The organism is Streptomyces sp. NPDC003016, assembly GCF_053591455.1.
In genome coordinates, this window is sequence record NZ_JBSFTV010000029.1 from 105,629 (window position 1) to 112,686 (window position 7,058).

A 7,058-nucleotide genomic window follows, 5' to 3' on the forward strand; every position below is an offset into this window, starting at 1 on the left:
CTTATCCTGGGGCCCATGCTGACCCTTTCCCAGGCCCTGTACGACCAGATCGTCGCGCACGCCCGTGCCGACCACCCCGACGAGGCCTGCGGCGTGGTCGCGGGCCCGGCCGGTTCCGGGCGCCCCGAGCGCTTCATCCCGATGCTGAACGCCGCCCGCTCGCCCACGTTCTACGAGTTCGACTCCTCGGACCTGCTCAAGCTCTACCGCGAGATGGACGACCGGGACGAGGAGCCCGTGATCATCTACCACTCGCACACCGCCACCGAGGCGTACCCGTCGCGCACCGACATCAGCTACGCGAACGAGCCCGGCGCCCACTACGTCCTGGTCTCCACCGCCGACACGGACGACGCGGGCCCCTTCCAGTTCCGCTCGTTCCGCATCGTGGACGGCGTGATCACGGAGGAAGACGTCAAGGTCGAGGCGTAACCGCCGTCGGCCACGGCCGTACTGCGAAAGCGTGCGGCGTACGCGGACGGGGTCACCCCGAAGTGCCGGGCGAAGGCCCGGCGCAGGCTCTCGTCGCTGCCGATGCCACTGCGCGCGGCCGCCCCGGTGACCCCGGCCCCGCCCTCCAGCAGGATGCGTGCCGCCTCCAGCCGTACGCCCTCCACGAACCCGGCGGGCGAGGTGCCCGTCCGGTCCCGGAACAGCCGCGTCAGATGGCGCGTGCTGACGCCGGCCCTGCGGGCCATCGCCCGCGGGCTGTGGTCGGCCGCCGGATCGGCGACGACGGCGTCGAGCAGCGGGCGCACCACCGGATCGCGGGTCGGCGGCGTGCGGGACGCGGCGGAGAACTGCGACTGGCCGCCGGGCCGCTGGAGGAACACCACCAGGTCGCGCGCGACGCGCCGGGCCTCCTCGGGCCCTCGGTCCTGCTCGACCAGGGCCAGACACACGTCGATGCCGGCGGTCACCCCGGCAGAGGTCAGGACCCGGCCGTCCTGCACGTAGATGGCGTCCGGGGTCACCGTCACCTCCGGGAAACGCCGGGCCAGTTCCGCCGCGTGCTCCCAGTGCGTCGTAGCCCGCCGCCCGGCGAGCAGCCCGGCGGCGGCAAGCGCGAACGCCCCCGTACACACGGCGGCCACCCGCCCCGACCGCTCTGCCAGCGCGGCGACGTGCCCGACCGGCCCCGGCGCCGCCCGCAGGAAGGCATCCACATCGGCGGCCCCCGGCACGACGAGGGTGCCCGCCCGTTCCACCTCATGGGCGGCGAGGTCCGCACCGATGCGCAGCCCGGTGGAGGTGGTGACGTCACGCCCGTCGGGGGTGCAGACGCGCACGCTGTAGCTGTTCCCGGCGGTGGTGAAGACCTCCAGCGGCGCGGAGACGTCCATGAGCCGCACACCGTCGAACGCGAACACCACCACCGAGTGAGTCATCCCGCGAGGTTAAGCGGTGCGTGTCCTGCGGAGCTGTTCCCCGCCCCGCCCCTTCCCGAACCGGGGCCTGCCCCAGACCCCCGGACGGGCTTGAGGTGCTGCGCCGGGTGTGCCGCGCGGCACCTTTCGGCCTGTCCGGCGAATTGAGGACCGGGGACGGGGACGGAGCCCCAGTCACGGGGGAGGGGCGGGCAGGGGAACAGGCCCCGCGCAGCGGTGGCCGGAACACGCCGGTGTCCCGATCTGTGGGAAGCGTGTCCCCACGGACATGGCACGGGCCCACACCCCGGACGCAAGCTGAACTCCATGAACCCCATGAAACCCATGAACCCCATGAACACAGCAGCCGGAATCACCGTCCCCGACACCAAGCTCGCCACCGCCGCCACCGAACTCGTCCGCGACACGGCGACCGAGCTGATCTACGACCACTCCCGCCGGGTGTTCTGGTTCGGCAGCCTCCAGGGGCGCGGACGCGGCCTGAGCTTCGACCCCGAACTCCTCTACATCGGCGCGATGTTCCACGACCTCGGCCTCGGCGAACAGCACCGCACCAGCGGCCGCCGCTTCGAGGTCGACAGCGCCGACGAGGCCCGCCGCTTCCTCCAGAGCCACGGCGTCCCCGAGGACAGCGTCCGGCGCGTCTGGACCGCCATCGCCCTGCACACCACCCCCGGCATCCCGCAGTACATGGAGCCGGAAGTCGCCCTCGTCACCGCCGGAGTGGAGTACGACGTACTCGGCATCGGCTACGACGACATCAGCGCCGACGACCGCGCCGCGATCACCGTCCTGCACCCGCGCCCCGACTTCAAGAAGCGCATCCTCGCGGCCTTCACCGAAGGCATCGCCCCCAAGCCGGACACCGCCTTCGGCAACGTCAAGGCCGACGTGCTGGAGCACTTCGTGCCCGGATACGAGCGCGGCGACTTCGTCGAGACGATCCAGAACTCCGCCTGGCCCGAGTAGCCCCGACCGGTCCCGAGTAGGGCCGGCGAAGGCGCTGATGGGAGACTGTGCGCGACCCGGGCGGCAGGGCCCAGGAAGCCGGTGCGAATCCGGCACGGTCCCGCCACTGTGACCAGGCCATGGCCATCACCATGCCTGGAAGCCAGGAACTGACCTGCCGCCTTCTTCACCACCGACCAGGGGACGAGGAAATCCCCCGGAGGAGGCATCACCGTGTCCAGCCGTACCCGGCGTTCCCGCTGCGCGCTCGTCACCACAGCCGCCGCCCTGCTCTCCCTCACCGCCTGCACCGCGGCCGCGGACCAGACCGGGCCCACCCCCAAGGCGGCCCCCGGCTTCCCCTACACCGTCACCAACTGCGGTGTGAAGACGACGTACAAGGCGCCCCCCACCCGCGCCGTCACCATGAACCAGCACGTCACCGAGGTGATGCTGGAACTCGGCCTCGCCAAGTCCCTCGCCGGGACCGCCTACCTCGACGACAAGGTGCTCCCCGCGTACGAGAAGGACTACAAGGCCACCCCCGTCCTGGCCGAGGAGTACCCCTCGTACGAGAAGCTCCTCGCCACCAACCCCGACTTCGTGTACGGCGGTTACGCGTCCGCCTTCGCCACCGGTGACGGCCGCAGCCGCGAGGCGCTGAAGAAGTCCGGCATCGACTCCCGCCTGAACGTGGAGTCCTGCCCCGGCGCCGGCCGGACGACCATGGACGACCTCTACCGGGAGGTCCGCGAAGTCGGCCGCACCTTCGGCGTCGGAGCGCGCGCCGAGCGGTGGATCAGCGAAGCGAAGGCGAAGAACACCGCCACCGGGAAGAAGCTGAAGGACACCCGCCCCGTCTCCGTCTTCGTCTACGACAGCGGCGACAAGACCGCGTTCACCGTCGGCGGCGCCGGCATCGGCAACGAGATGATCACCCGCGCGGGCGGCAGGAACGTCTTCGCCGACCTCCCCAAGGCATTCGGCGACGCCTCCTGGGAGAACGTCGTCGACCGCCGGCCCGAGGCGATCCTCATCGTCGACTACGGCGCCACCACCGTGGCCCAGAAGAAGAAGCGCCTGCTCGAAGACCCGGCCCTCGCCGACGTCCCCGCCATCAAGAACAAGCGCTTCGCCGTCCTGCCGCTCTCCGACATGGTCCTCGGCGTACGCGCGCCGGCCGCCGTCGACACCCTCGCGCGCGCCCTGCACCCCGCCGGACCGAAGAAGTAGCGCGCCGTGAGCTGCCAGACCCCCGCCGCCCGCGGGCGGCTGCGCCACGCCCTGGTCCTCGCCACGCTCGCCGCCCTGCTCGCCGGGGCGGCCGTCGCGGGCCTGGCCCTCGGGTCGGTACGCATCCCCGCCCCGCACGTGCTGGAGATCGTCACCGGCAACGCCGGGCCCGGCCCGTACCGCACGATCGTCCTCGACGTACGGCTGCCGCGCGTCCTGCTCGGCGCCGTCGTCGGCGCCGGCCTCGCCGTCATCGGCACCGTCCTCCAGGCCCTCGTGCGCAACCCGCTCGCCGACCCCTTCCTCCTCGGCGTCTCCTCCGGCGCCTCGGTCGGCGCGGTCGGCGTCATCGTGCTCGGCATCGGCGCGGGCCTCGCCACCACCGTCACCGTCCCGCTCGCCGCCTTCGCGGGCGCGCTCGGCTCGCTGGTCCTCGTGTACGGGCTCGCGCGCGGCGGCGGCGCCCTGACCACCGGACGCCTCGTCCTCGCCGGAGTCGCCGTCTCCTACATCCTGTCCGCCCTGACCAGCCTGATCCTGGTCACCTCCGCCCGCGCCGACCACCTCAAGGAGATCCTCTACTGGACCCTCGGCGGCCTCGGCAGCGCCCGCTGGGACATGCTCGCGCTCCCCGCCGGCGTCCTGGCCGCCGGCACGGCCGTCCTCCTCACCCTCGCCCGCCCCCTCGACCTCCTCCTGGCGGGGGAGGAGGGGGCCACCGCCCTCGGCCTCGACACCGGCCGCTTCCGCGCCGTCGTCTTCGTCCTGGCCTCGCTGCTCACCGGCGTACTCGTCGCCTTCAGCGGCGCGATCGGCTTCATCGGCCTGATGGTCCCGCACGCCGCCCGGCTGGCCGTCGGCGCCGGACACCGCAGGCTGCTGCCCGTCGCCGCGCTCGGCGGGGCGCTCTTCCTGGTCGTGGCCGACCTGGCCGCCCGTACCGTCGCCGCGCCCCAGGACGTCCCCGTCGGCGTACTCACCGCGCTCACCGGCGGCCCGTTCTTCCTGTGGATGCTGCGCCGCCGCCCCGAAGGAGCCCCCGCATGACGACCCTCACCGCGGAAGACCTCTCGTACGGCACCGGAGGCCGCCACCTCGTCGACGGCGTCACCCTCACCGCCGCCGACGGCGAGACCGTCGGCCTGGTCGGCCCCAACGGCAGCGGCAAGACGACCCTCCTGCGCTGCGTGTACGGAACGCTGCGCCCCACCCACGGCCGGGTCCTCCTCGACGGCGACGACCTGCACACCATGAGCGCCAGAGCCCGCGCCCGGCGCATCGCGACCGTCCCGCAGGACGGCCGGGCCGACTTCGAACTGACCGTCCGCGAAGTCGTCGCCATGGGCCGCTCCCCGCACAAACGCTTCTGGGAACAGGACACGGAGACCGACGCGGACCTCGTACGCACGGCCCTCGCCCGGGTCGGCATCGCGGACCTCGCCGAGCGCGGCTTCCCGTCCCTCTCCGGCGGCGAACGCCAGCGGACCCTGATGGCCCGCGCCCTGGTCCAGCAGCCCGCCCTCGTCGTCCTCGACGAACCGACCAACCACCTGGACATCCGCTACCAGCTGGAAATCCTCAGCCTCGTCCGCGACTTGGGCACCACCAACCTCCTCGCCCTGCACGACCTGAACCTCGCCGCGCACTACTGCGACCGCATCTACGTCCTGGACGGCGGCCGCGTCGTCGCCTCCGGCCCCCCGGAAGAGGTCCTCACGGCCGGCCTCCTGCGTACCGTCTACGGCGTATCGGCCGAGGTCAGCACCCATCCGACGACCGGCGTCCCGACCGTCGTCTACCTCCCGCCGCCCAGGCTTCGTCCACCTGTCGAACACTTTCCGACCACCATGTGAGATCACATGCCGGGAAAGGGGCCGGGAATCTATACGATGACCGCATGGTTCCCCACGACGTGAGTGAGACGACGCCGAGCACCGTGCTGCTCGTGGCGCGCCTGCACGTCGACCTGTGCCGGCTCGCCAGCGCGATCTGTACGGCCGCCGCCTGAGCCGCGGGCCCCATCGAGCACACGCACGCCCCTGCGCGGGGGACTGACTGCCGCGCGCCTTTCACGCCACCCTCCTGACAGGAGTCGAAAGCCATGGCCATCGAGGTCCGCATCCCGACCATCCTCCGCACCTACACCGACGGCGCCAAGGCCGTCGAAGGCAGCGGCGACACCCTCGCCGGCCTCTTCGCGGACCTGGAGTCCCGCCACACCGGCATCCAGGAGCGCGTCGTCGAGGACGGCCAGCTGCGCCGCTTCGTGAACGTCTACCTCAACGACGAGGACGTCCGCTTCCTCGACGGCATCGACACCAAGCTCGCGGACGGCGACAGCATCACCATCCTCCCGGCCGTCGCCGGCGGCATGGTCTGATGCGGTACGACTCCCCGCTGGCGGCGGTCGGCAACACGCCGCTCGTCCGCCTCCCGCGGCTGTCCCCCTCCGACGACGTCCGCATCTGGGCCAAGCTGGAGGACCGCAACCCCACCGGCTCGGTCAAGGACCGCCCCGCGCTCCACATGGTCGAACAGGCCGAGAAGGACGGCCGGTTGACGCCCGGCTGCACCATCCTGGAGCCCACCAGCGGCAACACCGGCATCTCCCTCGCGATGGCGGCCCGCCTCAAGGGCTACGACATCGTGTGCGTCATGCCGGAGAACACCTCCCAGGAGCGGCGCGACCTGCTCGCCATGTGGGGCGCGAAGATCATCTCTTCCCCGGCGGCGGGCGGCTCCAACACAGCCGTACGGGTCGCCAAGGAGCTCTCCGCGGAGAACCCCTCCTGGGTGATGCTCTACCAGTACGGCAACCCGGACAACGCCGGCGCGCACTACGCCACCACCGGCCCGGAGATCCTCACCGACCTCCCGTCCATCACCCACTTCGTGGCGGGCCTGGGCACCACGGGCACGCTCATGGGCGTGGGCCGCTACCTGCGTGAACACAAGCCGGACATCAAGATCGTCGCTGCCGAGCCGCGCTACGACGACCTGGTCTACGGCCTGCGCAACCTCGACGAGGGCTTCGTCCCCGAGCTGTACGACGCCTCCGTCCTCACCACTCGCTTCTCCGTCGGCTCGGCCGACGCGGTGACGCGCACCCGCGAACTCCTCCAGCAGGAAGGAATCTTCGCGGGCGTCTCCACGGGGGCGGCGCTGCACGCGGCGATCGGCATGGGCAAGAAGGCGGTCAAGGCGGACGAGCAGGCGGACATCGTCTTCGTCGTCGCGGACGGCGGCTGGAAGTACCTGTCCACGGGCGTCTACACGGCCCCGACGACCGAGGCGGCGATCGAAACCCTCCGGGGCCACCTCTGGGCGTGACGGGGCCCCGCCCGGACCCCGGTCCTCGACCGCCGGGCAGGCCGAAACGTTTCGGCAGGCGGGGTGGATCCGTGCGGCCGTTCGTCGTCCACCGCCCGCAGGAGGCGTGACGATGAGGTTCCAGGCGGCCGTACTGCGCTCGTACGAGAACCCGTTCAC

The 7,058-nt window shown here is 72.0% G+C and carries 9 protein-coding genes and 1 riboswitch; of the genes, 8 read left to right on the plus strand and 1 reads right to left on the minus strand.

The features are described from left to right. Positions 1-15: 15 nt before the first annotated feature. On the plus strand, positions 16-432 hold the full coding sequence (locus ACWDZ4_RS24260; protein ID WP_451510489.1) for a Mov34/MPN/PAD-1 family protein: 417 nt from the start codon (positions 16-18) through the stop codon (positions 430-432). On the opposite strand, the gene ACWDZ4_RS24265 is transcribed toward ACWDZ4_RS24260, so the two are convergent. Next, complete coding sequence (locus ACWDZ4_RS24265) at positions 321-1,388, minus strand: GlxA family transcriptional regulator (protein WP_451510490.1); 1,068 nt, start codon at positions 1,386-1,388, stop codon at positions 321-323. The two genes, ACWDZ4_RS24260 and ACWDZ4_RS24265, sit on opposite strands and share 112 nt — an antisense overlap. A gap of 324 nt (positions 1,389-1,712) precedes the next feature. Between ACWDZ4_RS24265 and ACWDZ4_RS24270 the strand changes: the two genes are divergently transcribed. The 7 genes from ACWDZ4_RS24270 (at position 1,713) to ACWDZ4_RS24300 (ending at position 6,899) form a co-directional block, all read left to right on the plus strand. Beyond that, positions 1,713-2,357 carry an HD domain-containing protein gene (locus ACWDZ4_RS24270; protein WP_451510500.1) on the plus strand — a complete coding sequence of 215 codons (645 nt, stop codon included), beginning with the start codon at positions 1,713-1,715 and terminating at the stop codon, positions 2,355-2,357. A gap of 48 nt (positions 2,358-2,405) precedes the next feature. After that, a riboswitch (cobalamin riboswitch) is annotated at positions 2,406-2,529 on the plus strand. Between the two features lie 41 nt (positions 2,530-2,570). Further along, on the plus strand, positions 2,571-3,569 hold the full coding sequence (locus tag ACWDZ4_RS24275; protein ID WP_451510491.1) for an ABC transporter substrate-binding protein: 999 nt from the start codon (positions 2,571-2,573) through the stop codon (positions 3,567-3,569). Between the two features lie 6 nt (positions 3,570-3,575). Beyond that, complete coding sequence (locus ACWDZ4_RS24280; RefSeq protein WP_451510492.1) at positions 3,576-4,616, plus strand: FecCD family ABC transporter permease; 1,041 nt, start codon at positions 3,576-3,578, stop codon at positions 4,614-4,616. Continuing rightward, complete coding sequence (locus tag ACWDZ4_RS24285) at positions 4,613-5,422, plus strand: ABC transporter ATP-binding protein (RefSeq protein ID WP_451510493.1); 810 nt, start codon at positions 4,613-4,615, stop codon at positions 5,420-5,422. The genes ACWDZ4_RS24280 and ACWDZ4_RS24285 overlap by 4 nt, the downstream gene beginning before the upstream one ends. 44 nt (positions 5,423-5,466) lie before the next feature. Continuing rightward, complete coding sequence (locus ACWDZ4_RS24290; RefSeq protein ID WP_344497705.1) at positions 5,467-5,577, plus strand: putative leader peptide; 111 nt, start codon at positions 5,467-5,469, stop codon at positions 5,575-5,577. A gap of 93 nt (positions 5,578-5,670) precedes the next feature. Beyond that, a complete protein-coding gene (locus ACWDZ4_RS24295; protein ID WP_451510494.1) occupies positions 5,671-5,949 on the plus strand; it encodes a MoaD/ThiS family protein in 279 nt (92 codons plus the stop codon). Beyond that, entirely contained in the window at positions 5,949-6,899 is a 951-nt protein-coding gene (locus ACWDZ4_RS24300; RefSeq protein WP_451510495.1) for a PLP-dependent cysteine synthase family protein, read from the plus strand. Before ACWDZ4_RS24295 ends, ACWDZ4_RS24300 begins: the two co-directional genes overlap by 1 nt. Positions 6,900-7,058: the final 159 nt, after the last annotated feature.